The organism is Micromonospora avicenniae (assembly GCF_900156065.1).
Lineage (GTDB): Bacteria > Actinomycetota > Actinomycetes > Mycobacteriales > Micromonosporaceae > Micromonospora > Micromonospora avicenniae.
This window is the reverse complement of record NZ_FTNF01000026.1, coordinates 34,975-50,460: the sequence shown is the minus strand read 5'-3', so window position 1 is coordinate 50,460 and position 15,486 is coordinate 34,975. Positions and strand designations below refer to the sequence as shown.

Here is a 15,486-nt window from a genome sequence, read left to right as displayed (position 1 = left end):
AGGCAACAGTCCCTCGCTATTCCGAACCGCCTTCACCGCACTGCCTCAGAGGGCGGAATCGCGCTGATCATCAGGTGCAAGACGCAGCAGAAGCAGTGTCATGGCAGTCGCCGCCCCTTGGCGGGGGAGTCCGATGAGATGATCAAGGAGTCACTCCGGCGGGAGCAGCCGCCTCCTGGGCCAACCCGATCGAGGCCCAGTTCGGGCCGCTACGCACCTTCTCATCGCCGGCTTGAACGACCCCAACCACACCGCGCTCACCCGGAAACTGCAGGCCTACCTGCGCTGGCGCAACGCCAACGCCCGCCACCCCGACGTCCTGTCCGCCCAACGCCGCGAACGCGCCCGCATCCGCATCCGCATCCGCATCCGCATCCGCATCCGCAGCGAACGACAACACCGATGGGGCCAACCCGCCACCCGCGCAGCCTGAGCCAACACCGTGAACGTTCATGGTCAGGGCACTAGCGCTGCAGCGAGCGCGAGAATCATGAGAGTGAGGACTTCTCTCAGTCGGGACAGGGGGCCCTGTGGACGTCCAGGAGACGGTGGACAACTTCATCAAGGCGCTGGAGCACTGCCAGAACATCATCAAGGTCCACCGTGCGGTCGGCGACGGTGGCCGCGGTCGTCGCGTCGAGGAGACATCGCTTAACCGGGGTCTGGTGGTCATTGCAGCAGCAACCTGGCAGGCGTTCGTCCAGGATTTGGCCGCTACGCTTCGGGACGCGACCCTGACACAGGTCAAGGCGGTCGCGCCTTCGCCTCTGCTCGCGGGCGCGATGCGGCAGTGGGAGACCGACTTCAACTCATCGCTGGAGAAGTTCTCGACGCCCGGCCCCGACCAGACCCGGCAGCTCCTCTTGCGGGTTGGGTTCGACCCTCGACCGCATTGGATATGGCAGCAGCGCGTGGCCGGGAAGAAGGTGCTCGTCGAACACAGCCACGTTGTGAAGGCCCTGAATCAGTGGTTGACGGTCCGGCACGGGGTGGCACACGGGCACGCCAGCATGCCGCAGGTCAACGTCCTGCAGGGGGTACGCGAGCGGTCGTCGACGGTAGCGGTGCGACTCACCGACGCGATCGACTGCATGCGGTTCCTCCGGGCGGTGGTCAAGGTGACCGCCGACGCCGCTGCGGCGTACGTCGGTCAGCCGGTGCCGACCTGGCCCTACAGAGTGCCGCTGGTGCTGGGGCTGAATCCCGCGAAGCTCTGACCCTTGCACCGCTACGGACGTAGGCAGAGCTGGCCCGACCGGTAGGGGCCGACCCGGCGGCCCGATGGCCAGGGGACGACGCGGGTGGTGCGAGTCTCCTCGCCGGCCGTTGCTGGCGAACGGGATGTCGTGGTGGGTGGGGGTGATATCGATCCGCCATCCGCCGTTGCCTCCGGCCGGTGTCGACCTGCGTGGCTACCCCTACCGGCTGCTGTCGGTCGACAGTGGTGAACCGAGACACCGGCGCCGGCCAGCTGACCCAGGCGACAGCAGCGGCCCAGGCGCTCAAAGCAATGGCCGGGAATTCGTGACGATCACCGAGGTCGGTAGCAACAAGACTGGTCCTACGCCGACGCTGACACCCACGTCAGCCTAGGCGTTCACCGTCTAGAAGCGCGGCGGAGCCGAGCCCGCAGCGCACGCCTTGTGCGCTGCGGGCTGGTTACTCTCGTGGTGTCCGCCGTCTATCTGGTCCCGGTCGACGGCCGACGCACCTACAACCTCGCGGTGGCAGCTCGCCGTCGCGGTGGCAGACCCCCCGCGTCACGGCGCGAGTGAGGGACGTTTGGCTGGCTCCGCGTATCGGAATGACGAGTATGTTGCGGTTCCGCCATCCGCTGCTGCGTGTCGCGCCCAGTGGCTCAGCACATCGTCCAGTCCTCGACGGTCAGAACTAGTTCCTCGGCGCGGGTGGTCGGGATGTTGTGCCGTTTGGCGATTTCCGTCAGTACCGCTTCCTCGCTGATTTCTACGTCGTCCTCGGTTGCCTGGTTGAACTCGTTGTTGAGCATGTATGCCTGCTCCGTCGGGACCTTGCAGGTGTTGGGCTGCGTCAGCTTGTCCCGGACGACGGTTTGATTGAGCCGGTAGCCTCGCCAGGACGCGGCGTCTCCCTTGGCGGCGTCCGACCAGCGCCCCTCTGGCGCCCATTCGTAGACCGCGTAGCTCGGCACGACCTCACGCCGGTCATAGGTGACCACGATCGACAGCGCCTGCCATCCCTGGCCTCGATGGCTCTCGATAATCTGTGACGCCACGTCAGTGACCTGCTGGCCGGTAACGGGGTAGACGCGTAGTTCCACCCGGAGGGCGAGACGACGATCGCCGGAGCCGGCGCTGACGTCTCGTCGTTCAAAGACTTCGTAGGCAGCTGCGGGATGTTCAGGCTTCGCCTCGCGAGTTGTCGCTGCCGGGGGCGTGGTAGGCGTAGCGGTTGGTGAGGTACGCACAGTGGTGGTGGAGGCGGGCTCCGGCGTGCGGGCGCTCGGTAAGGGTGCCGGTTCGGTAGCAGGGCTGGCCGGAGCAGGGCGAGGGAGCGTGGGGTCGCCGATGATCAGACCAAGAGTGGCCAGGCCCGTTCCACCTACGCAGCACATGAACAACCCACCCACGACCACCACCAGCAGGACGAGGCCCACCCTTGCATTTCGAGATGGGGTCCCTGCGGCCACGGCTGGTACCAGTGAGGGATCTACGGCCGCCAACCCATCGGGTCCCGGCGACTGTTGCGCTGAGGGCTCAGGCGGACCGGGCATCTGCGGCACGGCATCTCCAGTGAGAGGGCGTACCGCGATTGTCGCCGCCCCTGCAGCCCCGCGCGCTCCGTCGAACAGCGGAACCATCAGCCCCACAACGGCACGCGCGTCCGTCGAACGCCTACTGCGGCGGGCCAGCCGAGTCCATGAGCTCGATATGGCTACTGATCCACATCAGCGGGAAGGGTTGGATCGCCGTCCTGCCATGCCACTGGCGCCGGTGACCGGTTGTGCTGCGCCGGCATTCCCCGGGCTGGGTCAGCCCGGGGCGAAACAGCTCAGGTGACCAGGAATCGCGCCGGCTCGTCCACCACCATGGCCGCCCGGTCCAGGTCCGCCAGTCGGGCCGCCAGGGTCGCCGTGGCAAGCCGTGTCGGCAGGGCGGCGTTGAATTTGAGGCCGACCAGCGCCTTCTCGTCGACCTCCGGCAGGCACAGCCGGTCAGCGACGTCCGCCGTCAGCGACCGCCAGGCTCGTGGCGTCAGGTCTTCCCGGAGCCGAATACTGCAGTCGTCGAACCTCTCCACCGGGTCGACGACCTCGCCGAGGGTCGCGGTCAGGGTGGCGTTCGCCCGGAAGCCGGCCCAGGTCCACCAGCGCAGGTCGCCGTCCTTCTCTCGCACGATGACCGTTCCGCCCGGATGCACGAGGTGCGCCTTTTCGGCACGTACCTCGGCCAGTCGGGCCGCCGCCCGGCGGGTGATGGCGACGGGCGGGTCCGCACCGAGCAGGACATCCCGCATGGCGCGGTTCAGCTCGAAGCCCAGGTAGGCCCAGCCGCTGCCCCGCCACCGGGCGCGGCCGCCCCCGTCGGCGGGCTCCACAAAGCACCGCCGCCGACGCCAGTCGATGTAGGTGACGCGCCAGCTTCGGCCACCCAACAGCAGCCGACGGTCGCCTCGGACCTCCTCGGTGAGCAGGCTCGGGTCGATCCGACCGAGCTCGTTCCGTCCGGTCAGCACGGTGAATTCCGGCGGTCCGGTGAAGACCGCGGTCAGGTCCATGAAGTGCCGGCGACCGAAGCGCTGCTCGGCGGCCGGGCCGATGAACAGCATCCCACCGTCCTGGTCGAGGTAACCCTGCTCCACCAGATGACGGACGATCGGGCGGCCACTCTCGCCGAAGGGCGGCAGCCCGTTCCACGCCTGCGTCCACAGCTGGTCGCCGACCCGATGCTCTTGCAGGCAGAGCGCGAGCACCTGCTGGGCGACGATGTGCCGCGGCTCGGGTGGTGCGTTCACCGGCTCCACCCAGCCCCTGGCCCAGAGCTGCAGAAGCGCGGCCGCCTCGGTCAGCGCGTCGCCGTCGAGGGTAAGGAAGAGGCAGTTGCGGCTGCTCCCCGGACGCCGGCCGGTGCGGCCGAGGCGTTGGAGGAACGACGCCACCGTGCCCGGCGCGTCAATCTGGATCACCCGGTCCAGGTCACCCACGTCGATACCCAGCTCGAGGGTGCTAGTGGAGACGATGACGCAGTCCCGGGCTTCGCTGAACGCCTGCTCGGCGCGGCGACGCTCGTCGACGGAGAGCGACGCGTGGGAGAGGAAGGTCCTAATTCCCTTCTCCCGCAGCAGTTGCCCGAGTTCTTCGACGGTCTGCCGGGACTCGCAGAAGACGAGGCGCTTCTCGCCGGCGTGCAATCCGGCGATCACCGTCGCGGCGTTGGCCAACGAGCCAACGTAGTCCAGCTCGATATCGCCGGGCGGCGGGCGATCGACCACCGCGACCACATCCGGTGCCACCACCTGTGCCGGCCGGCTGCCCGCGCCCGATCCCTGTAGCCAGGTGAGCAGTTCCCCGGGGTTGCCGACGGTGGCGGACAGTCCGATCCGCTGTAGGGTTCGGCCCGCCACCCGGGTCAGCCGTTCCAGCACCGCAAGCAGATGCCAGCCCCGGTCATCACCGGCGAAGGCGTGCACCTCGTCGACGACGACGGCCTGCAGGTCCGCGAAGAACAACCGATGGTCGACCTTCGTGCTGACCAGCATGGATTCCAACGACTCGGGCGTGGTGAGCAGGATATCGGGCCGTTCGAAGAGCACCGCCCGGCGGCGGGAGGTGCTGACGTCGCCGTGCCAGACGGCGGCCCGTCGTCCGAGCCAGCCGGCGTAACGCTCGATCCGGGGCTGAAGGTTGTTGAGCAACGCCTTCAGCGGGGCGAGGTAGAGCACCGAGGTACCCGTCCACCGCTGTTCCGCCATCCGACTGAGCAGCGGAAACAGCGCCGCTTCCGTCTTGCCGCCGGCGGTCGGGGCGAGGAGCAGGGCATCCATGCTGCCGCGTATCGGCGGGATGGCGGCCCGCTGCATCGGGCGCAGGTCACGCCAGCCCAAGGTGTTGACCAGATGGTGCACCACGATCGGGTCGAGGTCCGGCGGCATGTCAGATCGGCAGTTCGATGTCGTCGGCCGAGGCGGCGGCGTTGCGTTCGACCTCGGTCAGCTCGTCGGCGCGCAGGGTCAGCGCGTAGTGCCGCCGTGGTTCCCAGTCGGCGAACTGGTCCACCCGGTCGAAGACATCCGCAACGAGCTTCTTGAGATAGACGCGGGGTGCCACCCCGACCTGGCCCCCCAGCGCGCCGGTGACCGCCCGGGCAAGCGTGGCCAGGTAGTCGTCGTCCACCCGGGCGTCGACCTGAGCGCTGGCGTAGATGGCGCGGACCCTGCTGCCGAGTTCCACCAGGGCGTCGACGGTGAACCCGGGCAGGCGCAGTTGGGTGGCCCGGGGGTTGTCCCAGCGCGGGTCGGGGCCGAGGTCGGTCGCGAGCCGTTGCGCGAGCGGCGCGAGGCGCTGGACGCCCTGCGGGCCGTCGAAGAACGTGGGTGTCCCGGTGATCACCAGCAGCAGGCCGGGGAAGCGGTCCGCATGCACCTCGTCGATGAGCTGCCGGAGGGCGTTGAGTGCCTTGTCCCGCGCGTCGGAGCGCACCCGTTGCAGCGTCTCGACCTCGTCGAGCACCAGCAGCAGCCCCTGGTGGCCGCTGTCACGCAGGACGGTGAGCAGCCCCCGCAGGAAGCTCAACGCGCCGTAGTGGTCGAGGTCGCCCTTCACCCCGGCGACCCGGCGGGCGGACGCGGCGACATGCGGCTGGCCACCCAGCCAGGCGGCCAGGCCGTCGGCGGTGAGGTGGTCACCGCTGGCGGTGGCGGCCCGGTAGCCGCGCAGCGCCGCGGCGAAGCCCGGCGTGCTGCGAGAGATGTCGCCCAGCCGGCGCTCCAGCAGCTCGCCGACGGCCCGGTCCAGCGCCTCGGCATCGTCCTCGACGACCGCACCGCCGGCAAGGACATCCTCTTCGAGCGCGAAGATCCAACCATCGAGTACGGGCCGGAAGGCGCTCGGCGCGAACTGCTCGGTGCTGAGGTGTTCGACCAGCCGACGGTAGACAGTCTCCATCCGGTGCAGGGGTGTCTCCAGTTCGGAGATCTGCACCTCGGCGGCGGCGAAGCCCCGCCGCTTGGCGCGCTCGGCCAACCAGCGGGTGAAGAACGTCTTGCCGGCGCCGTACTCGCCGCGCACGGCCTTGAAGACGCTGCCGCCGCTGGCGACGCGGTCGAGGTCGTCGTCGAGTGCGGCGGTGAACCGGTCCAACCCGACCGCGAGCGCGTCGAGTCCGTTGCTCGGAACCACACCGCGCCGCAGCGCGTCGACGATGTCCCGACGGCGGCGGGCCGACAATTCCAGGGTCACCGCGGCTCCAGCTCGAACTGTTCGATCAGCAACGCCCGGTTGAGGTGGACGGTGCGACCGTCCGGGTCGAGGGTGATGACGGGATAGCCCTCGACCTGGAGCAGCCGGCGCAACGCGGTGACGGTGCCGTTGATCCGATGGGCCGGGACCCCGGCCCGGGCAGCGAGGGTGTCGAGGGTGGCCCGGTCGCCGCCGCCGAGCAGGGTGCCCAGCAGCGCGGCCACCCGTTCGTCTGCCAGCGGCATGCGGGGATCGCGCCGCTGGGCGTACCGGTCGCTGGCGAGCAGGGCGGTCACCAGGTCAGGCCCCGTCGCGGCGGGCTGCGGGGCTGCGGCGGGCACGGCGGCGACCGGTGCGAGATCGAAGAGACCCTCGGACTGTTGCTCTACGGGACGACGTGAGCGACGTCGAGTGGTCGCGCCGGACTCGGAAGGCGCCGACGAATCGGCCAGGGGTTCCCGCCACCAGTCGGGGCTGGCCACCGGGGCGCCCGCCCAGCCCGGTACGGCCTGGTCGTCACCGGCGGCCAGCACCACCAACGGGATCACCGCTTCCGCCGGTGCGGCCCCACCGTGGTAACCAGCCTTGCGCGGGCCGTACCGCACCTCCTCCCGCCAGGGCAGGACGACCGTGCCGCCGCCGAGCGCCACCCGACTGCCGGTCACGGCGACCTCGGCGTCGCCGGCCGGGTCGGTCGGCAGGCGCCACCGGTTCTCGCTGCCGGCGCTGGGCAGGGTGACCGACTCGGGGCCCCGGTCGACGACGTGGCCGTGATCAGAGACCAGGACGACCACCCGATCGGCGGCCGACGCCAGCAGGTCTGCCACAGCCGTGATGGTGTCCTCGCCCCAGACGGTGGTGCCCGGGTCGCTGCGGTCGAGGGCGTCGTCGATCGTGTTGACCACCGCGGCAACCAGCGGGATCGACCGGTCCTCGAGGGGAGCCAGCACATCCGGATCGAGTGCCGCCCCGGCTCCGGCCCGCAACGCCGCCTTGTGCAGCAGCCGCCCGGCGGGGAAGCGTTCCTGGAACGCCTTCTGCTCGGCCTGCCGGTTCCCGGCGACGATGCGCCCGCTCAGCAGACTGCACCGGCTGACCTCAGTCACCGTGGGCAGGGCCGCCAGCACGCCGGTCCGGGGGCCGCCGCCGGGGGTGAGTTCCACCCACGCACCGGTACGGGTGACCGATTCGGCCAGCTCCGTGGCCGCCGCGACGCTCATCCCGTCCATCACGAGCAGCAGCACGCGCCGGCCCTGGTCGACGATCGGCTGGACCACCCGGTCGAGCACGTCCTCGACCCGCAGCAGGGCACCCGGTTCGATCTCGGCGCTGGTCGCGGCGGCGAGCAGCGTGGCGAACTGCTGGTCGTGCCGGGCCCGGCGGGTGTCCACGGCACGGTGCAGCAGCCGGTACGCCTCGGCGACCTGCTGGTCGGGGTCGCCGGCGAAGACGTCGAGCCGAGCCCGGTCCACCCACCCGTCGTGGCGGACCTGCCGGTGCAGCGCGTCGAGCAGGGTGGCGGGCGACGGTCCGTCGGCGGTGTGGAGCCAGCGCAGCAGGCGTACGGCCATCCGCGCGGTTTCCACCCGGCGCGGCTCGGCGGCCCGGTGCGCCTCCACGGTGGCGAGCGCCGACTGCGCCCGGGCCACCGCGGCGGGCAGCGCCGATCCGCCGGCCGGCACGGCGAGGCGTACAGCGTCGGCGAAGGCCCGCAGCCGCTGGACGAAGCCGCTGGGAAGGACGTTCGACGCGCCGAGCAGCCCGGCGATGCCGATCTCGGCGGCGATCGCCTCGGCCCGGCGCAGCATCCGCATCGCCTCGGCCCGGCCGTCGTCACCGGAGTCGACCGTCCGGTAGACCCACGCCTCGGCGGCCTGGTGCAGCGCCTCGGCCTGCGGCGGGGTCAACCGAAGCCCGCCGAACCGGGGTTCCAGCCGGGTCCGGCCGACGGCGGCCTCCACCTCGGCGGCCCGCTCGCTGCCGGCGGGCCAGAGCAGCCCGGCCAGCAGCCCCAACGGGATGACGTCCACCCCGTGTCCGGCCCGTACGGCGGCCATGATCGGGACGGCGGCGCGGCCGGCGGTGCCGGTCAGGTACGCCGTGACGCCCTCGGCGACGACGTCGGGCACGGTGGTGAACCGCAGTTGCCGGCTGGCGTCGGTGCTCCACTGCACCAGGCCGCTGTCGTCGAGTTCGGCGGGTGGCAGGTCGAGCAGTGCGGAGGTGAGGCTGCGCAGCGCGTGGTCGCGGGTGAGGATCGCGCCGGGCGGGGCGGGCCAGCCGTCCGGCGGGGCGTGGTCGCTGAGCGCGTTGGCGACCCAGCGTCCGACCCGGACGAGGGTGGGATCGAGACCCTTGACCCCGCCGAATATCTGCCGGACCAGGTCCCACGGGTCGATCTTGCGGACGGTCTGCTTGCTCAGGTGGGCAAGGAGCCCGTCGCCCAGCTCGCTGTCGGTCAGCTCGGTCAGCAGCACCAGCCGCTCGCCGTCGGCCCGGTCGTGCAAAGCCGCGCGGGCGGCCAGCGGGGTGGGGCAAGGAACCACCCGGACGCGGCTGCCGTCGATGTTGAGCACCGGCTCGGCCGGCCATTCGGGGCGGGCGGTCAGCGCGATGGCGTCCGCCGGGTCGTCCTCCGCCAGCCACGCCTCGACCTTGCGGCGGACCGCGTCCGGCTGAGCCACGCTGACTGGCGCGCTCACGACCCCGCCCGGCGTGGCGCGATCTTGGTCTGCAGAGCGACGGCGCGAGCGGTCATTGAATCTCCCAGGTAATGGTGACCCGCCGTCCGGTGGCGACCTCGGCCGCGATCTCAGCGGCGACCTTCTCCCAGGTGGCCGCGTCGGTAACCTCGCGGCGCTGCGGAACGACCGACAGCGCCCCGGCACCCGACCCGTCGCCATTCCCACCCGAGCCTCCGGGCTCGACGCCCTTGCCGTCACCGACCGGCACGAGTGCGGGATCGGAGTCGACCGGCGGCCTGGCCGGCGGGATGACCGGCGGATTCGCCGGCGGCGTCTGCCCCCCGGGCGGCCTGACGACGGGAGGCGTCACGAGCGGGTCGACGGGTGTGGGCTTCGTCGGCTGCTCGGCGGCGAGCAGCGCCGCCGACGCCGCCGTCGCCGTCTGAAGGGCGTCGACCAGGTCCTTGCCATGCTGCTCATGCCGGGCGACGTCCCGGAGCTGCCCGATGATCGCCTGCGCCCGGGCGTCATGGGCAGCCCGGGCGGCAATCGCCTCGAGCAGCGGCCACTGGTGGCCCTGCGCCAGCTCGGCGCTGAGCCTGCCCGCCTGACTGAGCACCTCACCGACAGCCTGGTCGTCGACGTCGCCGAGATCGGCGCGGGCCACCGTCTCGACCAGCACCACGTCGTCACGCTCGGCGGCGAGGTCGGTCACGAAGCGGTCAGCCCGCCGCGCGGTGGCGAGCCGGCCGGTCGGGGCCGCGACGTCGAGGCCCAGCACGTCGGCGTGCGCGGTCAGCGCGTCGAGGAGGTCACGGGCCGCCTTCTTTCGCGCGCTCGCCGCGTCGCGCAGCGTGCCGGCGAGCTTGCCGAGGTTAGCCGGGGTCCGCCAGACCGGCAGCGCCCCGCCGAAGATCGCCGAGCCCCGGCGCACCGCGTCCGCCCAGGCCTGCTCGTCGGGCATTGGCGGGTGCCGCAGCTCGAGGTCGTCCCGCACGGCGGCCAGGCTGGGCACCTCGACCTTGCCGCTGTGCTGGTACCAGGCGAGCTGCTGTTCGAGCCCGAAGACCATGATGATCAGGTTTTGCAGCTCGCGGTCGAAGCCGAACGCGGCCGGCTCGTCGATGAGCTCGCGCAGCAGCCGCACCGGGAATCGGTCGGTGTAGCCCTCGTTGGCGGCGGCCTGGAGCAGGTGCTGGCTCCACCGGGAGGTGGAGGTGGTGAGCACGTAGCGGCCGTCGACCAGCTCGCCGAGGCGCAGGTGGTTGCAGACCCGCCGGAGGGTGCGCTGGTCGGCCGGGTTGGGCACGGTGACGCCGCGGGTGGGTTCAGCGGCGGCCTGCTTGGCGTACTCGAGGATCTTGTTGAGTTCGCTGCGGGTGACGGGCTTCTCGTCGTCGGGCATGGCCGGGCGGCCCGGGTAGGACCAGGCGAGGAGTTCCCCGGTGAGATTGGTGAAGGCGTCGGCGAGGGTGCCGCCGCGCGGGTCGCCGACGTGCAGCCCCTCGGCGAGGGTGTGGAACACCCCGATGGCGTCGTCCTGCACGTCCGAGCCCTGCGAGGTGGCCGACCCGTACGCCTGCATGAGGGCGCTGATCAGCGTGCCGCGCAGCTGGGTCTGCCGCTGCTGGAGGTAGACCTTGCCCTGTTGCCGGTCGGCGAGTGGCCAGTCGGCGGCCAGCGAGTTGAGCCGGTCCCCGGTGCCGTTGCCGAGCAGGTAATTGATTTTGGCGAGCTGGGCGACCTTCCCCATCACCTCGTCGGTGAGGTAGTAGGGCAGCCAGAAGACGGTGCGGGAGCCGCGTTCCAGGCTCTCGATCCGGGCCCGGTCGGCGCTGCGCTCGTAGCCCTGCGGGTCGAACGGGTAGTCGATGACGACCCGCCACGCCTCCCCGGTGGCGAGCAGCGCGGCGACCGGCATGGTGTCGGGGTCGCGGACGTTGCCGAACTTGACTTGGACGGTGTGCCGGCGGCCACGCCAGTCGCGGTGGTGCAGCAGCTCACCGAGCTGTCCTTCGGCGCCGGTAATGTTCAGCTCGGCGGTGACCAGTTCGCGGATGAGCTGCTGCCGCACGCCGGTGGTGGTGACCTCGCCCTCGGGGACCAGATCGAGCAGCTTGTCGTAGTCGACGGTGTGCAGTTTGAGGCTGACCACCGGGTCGGGGGTCTTGGTCAGGTGCAGCTCGCCGGCGGCGTCGGCGACCCGGTTGAGCCGGTTGAGCACGATCTGCCGCTCGTAACCGGGGATCGGCGAGGTGATCGAGCCGAAGTTGAGCGCGTGCAGCTTGGCGGCGGTGAGGTTGTGCAGGGCCGGCACGTCGGGCACCAGCGCCCCGAGCAGCACTGTCTTAATCAGCTTGTCGTCGAGCTGGAACTGCTGATGCCCGGCCGCCTGCTCCTCGCCGATCTCGTTGATCTTGAGCAGGATCGGGCGCAGCTTCTGGGTGTAGAGGCTCCGGGCGGACTGGAAGAGCTGCTTGAGCTTGGGCCGGTCGGGCAGCTCGCCGTGCAGCACGAGGGGATCGAAGAGCGCGGCCACCCCGATCAGGTCGTTGACCCGCAGGGTGTCCCGGCGGTCGACGAGCAGCTCGGTCATCACCTTCAGCGCGGTGCGCTCCCGCTGCAACGCCTGGGAGAGGGCGACCAGGGTGGCGACCAGCGCCGGGGAGAACGGGTAGAGCTTGCGGAAGGCGGCGGCGTCGGAGCCGATGCCGGCGTCGCCGTACTGGGCGCCGAGCAGCAGGGCGTCCCACACCTCCCGGTTACCCTTGACGGCGGCGAAGGCATTGTCGATGACTGCTCGACCCTCGTCGGTGAGCGGCTTGAGCAGCCGCTTCTCGGTGATCTCAGGCAGGTTGGTGTCGGCGAGGGCGATCTCGCCGAACCGGCCCTGGACGCTGCGCATGACGTGCGCCAGGGCCTCCCGCTCGGTGCCGCCGACCTGCGGGCCGAGGAAGTCCTCCAGGTTGCGCTGCCGGGCGACGAACGAGATCAGCGGCAGCGGCCGGGTCGCGTCGGCCGACTCGACGAGCTTGTTGAGCTTCGCGCCCTCGGTGTTGACGAAGACGTGATCGCTGATCTTCGTGGAGAGCCAGAGGATCAGCTCGTCGAGAAAGAGCACCAGCGCGTCGTACCCGAGTGACTTGGCGTGCCGGGTGATCACCGCGAGACCGGTGTCCAGGTCGAGGTACTCCCCGCTGCGGACCGCGCCGGTGAAGAACGTGCTGGTCAACGCGCTGACCAGCCCGTCCCGCTGCTCGGTGCCGGGCGGCGCGGCCGCGGCGGCGGCGTACCGGTCCGGGGTCCACCCATCGGCCTGGGCACGCAGCGCGGCGAGCCCGAGGCCGCCACCGGCCGCGGGCGCGCCGCCACCGTCGCGCAGCGCGGCGAAGAAGGCGTCGTCGCCCATCCGCTCGCGCAGCCGCGCGGCGTCGTCGAGCAGCGCGTCCGACCGATGTACGGCGGGAACGGGAGCCTCCGGGTGCAGCGCGGTGATCTGGTTGAGGTAGCCCTCCAGGACGGCCTGCTCGACCGAGCGCGCGTCGAGCATGTGGAAGGTGAGGGTGAGCAGCTTGCGGTCGCGCAGCCACGAGTCGGCGGCGAGCACCGGCTCGGCCAGGCCGCGCACCTGCCGCGCCTCCGGGTTGTGCTGAAGGATCTCCCGCAGCACGGCCATGAAGTGCGACTTGCCGGAGCCGAACGAGCCGTGCAGGAACACCGCCTGGGAGCGGCCGGTGGTGACGGCGTGCCCGATCCGCCGCAACGCGTCGGCGAAGTTCTCCCGGAGCTGGTCGGTGACCACGTACCGGCGCAGGTCGGCGCCCTCGGCCGCGCGGACGACGAAGTCGCCGTCGCCGACCGACGTCGGAATGTCGATCACGTCCCGTAACAGGGTCATCGCCGCTCCTCGCCCCCACTGCTCCCCGTGATGCCAGCACCACCGGCAACCCGACGATCCTAAGGTTTGAAAGCTCAGGGTCCCAGCCCACCCACGCGCGGCGTTACTTCCGCTCAGCGCCGCCGGGGTCGCCGCGAGCAGTCGCCGTCGTGGTCGGGCCAGAGCAGGCAGCGCAGGCCACCGGGCATGATCCGGTCGCAGAAGACCCAGTGGCGTACGTTCTGCTCGTCCTCGGCCGACACGGTGGTGCCGCCGGGATCGAGCTGCGGCAGGACGTGCGCCCAGTGCGCGACCACCCGGGCGAGCCGCTGGGCGGAGAGCAGGTCACCCGCAGCGGCGGGCAGGTGGATGACCCAGCGCTCGGTCACCGGCCGGACCCCCGCTCGTGGCGGGCGCGGGCCTGCTCGGACTGCCAGCGGCGCAGCGCGTCCTTGACCCGCTCGGTCTCCCGCCGGCTGCGGGCCAACGCGTCGTAGACGGCGGCCAGGTCACCGGCGATCCGGTCGAGGAACTCCCCCACCTCCTGCGGGTCGAGCCCGCGCCGGCCCAGCGGCGTCGACCGGAACCGCCGCTCCCGCACCTGCCACGGCCGCAGCGGATGGTAGGCCGCCGAGCGGTAGCAGGTCGGCCCGAGGACCGACCGCTGACGACGCCGGGCACGCCGAAAGAAGACGCGCATGACAGCACCTGCCTCTCACCGTCGAGATCGACCTGTGGAAGGGGCGGGCCCACCGACCCGCCCCGCACCGGCGGACCCACCCCGGCACCTGCCACCGCAGCCTGACGATCAGCAGTACGAAAGCAGGGCCCGACAAGGCCGCTGAGCAGTACGAACTCCACAGTGGCCGCAGAGGCAGTGAAGCAGCGCATCGAACTAAATGCAACGTCTAACAAACATCGTCTTACGACGTCCTGACATTGCTAGGAGAACCCAGCGTGACGTGTCTATTGTTTCTGATACATCGGTGGCGTTTAATTGGGCAGGCGCACGTCAACGTTGAGCAGACCACCAGAGGCACAGATGTCACAGGCCGTTACGGGATCAACGATGCTTCGTCGACAGCTCGGCAGGAAGCTCGAAGCACTTCGTAAGGCCGCCGGGCTGACGATGGAGAAGGCAGCCGAGGACCTGGATCGAGCGCGGGCCACCCTCTACCGAATCGAGAGCGGCGCCGAGAACGTCCGCTTCCGCGCGGCGGACGTCAAAGAGATGCTCAAGCTCTACGGCGCTTCGGATGAGGACACCGAGCTGGTTCTGGCGATGGCAGCAGCCACCCGGGAGAACAAGAACTGGTGGCACGACTACATCGGTTCGGGCCTGCCGCGCTGGTTCCAGCTCTACATCGGCTTGGAGGCTGCGGCGTCCAACATCAGGCAGTATCAGGCGGAGCTTGTTCCCGGCCTGCTCCAGACTCGCGCCTACGCGGAGCAACTCTTCCTGATGCCCAGCGGTGCGATCGAGGCAGAGGACCGCGATGGGCAAGAGCGAGCAATCCAGCTCCGGGTCGAACGGCAGGCCCTTCTCACGCGCTTCTCCGCCCCGCAACTGAGCGTGATAATCAACGAAGCCGTGTTGCGCCGCCCAGTCGGCAGCACCACGATCATGGCTGAACAACTTCAGCAGATCTTGAAGGCTGCGGAACTACCGAACGTAACCGTGCAGGTGCTGACTTTTTCTGCCGGGCTGCATGCCGGGGCGATGTCCGGAGCCTTCTCGATCCTGGAGTTCCCGCGGGACGGCAACGGCAGGGAGGTGGAGCCGCCGGTGGCGTACCTGGAAGCCGCAACGGGGGCGATCTACCTCGACAAGTCGCATGAGACGGCCGCCTACAACGCCATTTGGGCTGATATGGCCGGCCGCGCCTTGAACCCGTCCCGGTCCAAGAGCCTGATCCAGCAAGTCGCAGAGGAGTACTCCCGTGCCTGACCTCACCGGTGCCGTCTGGCGCAAGTCGAGCCGCAGCAACAACGGCGGCGAGTGCGTCGAGGTCGCCGACAACCTTGCCGGCATCGTCGGGCTCCGCGACAGCAAGGACTCGACCGGACCCGTTCTGACCTTCGACTCTCGGGCGTGGGCTGCCTTCATCCATGGCGTCAAGACCGAGACCCTGGGCCACTGATCGACATCCCTGCCGCCTTCGAGGCCCCTTGGAGGCGGCAGGATCGCCTCGGATCGAGGGCTCGACGCCGCCCGCATCGGTCGCAAGAATTGACCCGTGGGGATGAGCGATCGACGTTACGTCAGGCGCAGGGGCCAGAACGGCAGCAAGGACGCCCAAGCCGTGCCCGTGCAGCTCGAGAATCCCTGGCCGGCCGGTGGGACTCGCGGCATAGTCACCACGGGGGGCCGGACCTTCCACCGAGACACAACCTGCCCCGGCTACCGGCAGGGCGTGCGACAGGCGGAGAAGAAGGGCCGCAGGGTCAATGAGGTCGAGCGTGTCACCGCCGCCACCGCGCAGGACCGA

The 15,486-nt window shown here is 70.5% G+C and carries 10 protein-coding genes and 1 pseudogene; 4 read left to right on the top strand and 7 right to left on the bottom strand.

Going from position 1 to position 15,486, the window contains the following annotated elements; all coding sequences use genetic code 11:
- Positions 1 to 167: 167 nt before the first annotated feature.
- Positions 168 to 433: pseudogene (locus BXA10_RS26565) on the top strand (hypothetical protein); the annotation flags it as partial.
- Positions 434 to 530: 97 nt separating this feature from the next.
- Positions 531 to 1,217, top strand: a complete 687-nt coding sequence (locus BXA10_RS26560; protein WP_076473587.1) for a HEPN domain-containing protein — start codon at positions 531 to 533, stop codon at positions 1,215 to 1,217.
- A 641-nt stretch (positions 1,218 to 1,858) separates the two neighbouring features.
- Here BXA10_RS26560 and BXA10_RS26555 read toward each other — a convergent pair.
- From BXA10_RS26555 to BXA10_RS26525, 7 genes are all read right to left on the bottom strand, one after another.
- Entirely contained in the window at positions 1,859 to 2,299 is a 441-nt protein-coding gene (locus tag BXA10_RS26555) for a hypothetical protein (protein ID WP_076473586.1), read from the bottom strand.
- Between the two features lie 731 nt (positions 2,300 to 3,030).
- Entirely contained in the window at positions 3,031 to 5,130 is a 2,100-nt protein-coding gene (locus BXA10_RS26550) for a DEAD/DEAH box helicase (RefSeq protein ID WP_076473585.1), read from the bottom strand.
- Between the two features lies 1 nt (position 5,131).
- Positions 5,132 to 6,436, bottom strand: coding sequence for a BREX system ATP-binding protein BrxD (gene brxD, locus BXA10_RS26545; RefSeq protein ID WP_076473584.1), 1,305 nt, complete (start codon positions 6,434 to 6,436; stop codon positions 5,132 to 5,134).
- The gene (gene pglZ, locus BXA10_RS26540; protein ID WP_076473583.1) at positions 6,433 to 9,138 is read right to left on the bottom strand and encodes a BREX-2 system phosphatase PglZ; all 2,706 of its coding nucleotides are present in this window, start codon (positions 9,136 to 9,138) and stop codon (positions 6,433 to 6,435) included. Before pglZ ends, brxD begins: the two co-directional genes overlap by 4 nt.
- Before the next feature lie 52 nt (positions 9,139 to 9,190).
- Positions 9,191 to 13,018 carry a BREX-2 system ATPase PglY family protein gene (locus BXA10_RS26535; protein WP_076473582.1) on the bottom strand — a complete coding sequence of 1,276 codons (3,828 nt, stop codon included), beginning with the start codon at positions 13,016 to 13,018 and terminating at the stop codon, positions 9,191 to 9,193.
- 113 nt (positions 13,019 to 13,131) lie between these two features.
- Positions 13,132 to 13,386, bottom strand: coding sequence for a hypothetical protein (locus BXA10_RS26530; RefSeq protein WP_076473581.1), 255 nt, complete (start codon positions 13,384 to 13,386; stop codon positions 13,132 to 13,134).
- Positions 13,383 to 13,697: a DivIVA domain-containing protein gene (locus tag BXA10_RS26525; protein ID WP_076473580.1), complete on the bottom strand. Its 315-nt coding sequence runs from the start codon at positions 13,695 to 13,697 to the stop codon at positions 13,383 to 13,385. The genes BXA10_RS26530 and BXA10_RS26525 overlap by 4 nt, the downstream gene beginning before the upstream one ends.
- Before the next feature lie 342 nt (positions 13,698 to 14,039).
- Between BXA10_RS26525 and BXA10_RS26520 the strand changes: the two genes are divergently transcribed.
- A complete protein-coding gene (locus BXA10_RS26520) occupies positions 14,040 to 14,945 on the top strand; it encodes a helix-turn-helix domain-containing protein (protein ID WP_076473579.1) in 906 nt (301 codons plus the stop codon).
- Positions 14,938 to 15,138, top strand: coding sequence for a DUF397 domain-containing protein (locus tag BXA10_RS26515; protein WP_076473578.1), 201 nt, complete (start codon positions 14,938 to 14,940; stop codon positions 15,136 to 15,138). The genes BXA10_RS26520 and BXA10_RS26515 overlap by 8 nt, the downstream gene beginning before the upstream one ends.
- Positions 15,139 to 15,486: the final 348 nt, after the last annotated feature.

What these genes read in the sequence shown, in the direction of transcription:
- BXA10_RS26550 (WP_076473585.1), bottom strand. Translation starts at nt 5,130, where the DNA reads ATGCCGCCGGACCTCGACCCGATCGTGGTGCACCATCTGGTCAACACC.
- BXA10_RS26535 (WP_076473582.1), bottom strand. Translation starts at nt 13,018, where the DNA reads ATGACCCTGTTACGGGACGTGATCGACATTCCGACGTCGGTCGGCGAC.
- BXA10_RS26525 (WP_076473580.1), bottom strand. Translation starts at nt 13,697, where the DNA reads ATGCGCGTCTTCTTTCGGCGTGCCCGGCGTCGTCAGCGGTCGGTCCTC.
- BXA10_RS26520 (WP_076473579.1), top strand. Translation starts at nt 14,040, where the DNA reads ATGTCACAGGCCGTTACGGGATCAACGATGCTTCGTCGACAGCTCGGC.